The organism is Streptomyces sichuanensis (assembly GCF_020328095.1).
Classification (GTDB): domain Bacteria; phylum Actinomycetota; class Actinomycetes; order Streptomycetales; family Streptomycetaceae; genus Streptomyces; species Streptomyces cinnamoneus.
Genome location: NZ_JAIXMK010000119.1, coordinates 1 through 325 on the forward strand (window position 1 = coordinate 1; position 325 = coordinate 325).

A 325-nucleotide genomic window follows, 5' to 3' on the forward strand; every position below is an offset into this window, starting at 1 on the left:
TACCTCCCGGCGCGCGAAGAGCCCGTACCCGACTCCGAGCCGTTCACGGGACCGGTCCCGTGGGTGCTGTCGGCAAAGAACGAGACGGCGCTGCGGGAGCAGGCGACACGCCTGGTTGCCTTCATGGACGCCGAGGGCGCCGAGGCGGCACCGGCGGACGTGGCGTTCTCGCTGGCCACGACACGAGCCGCGCTGGAGCACCGGGCCGCGGTCGTCGGCGAGGACCCCGCGGACTTCCGACGAGGGCTGGAGGCCATCGCCGCGGGCGCGGTCCCGGCGGACGGCGTCTCCGGAGGCAAGGTCGGTTTCCTGTTCTCGGGTCAGG

The 325-nt window shown here is 73.5% G+C and carries 1 protein-coding gene; it reads left to right on the forward strand.

Features of this window, described 5'->3' with window-relative positions; genetic code table 11:
- Positions 1–325: CurL C-terminal domain-containing protein (locus LE181_RS26185; RefSeq protein ID WP_225663966.1), on the forward strand; the 325-nt coding region annotated here is incomplete at both ends.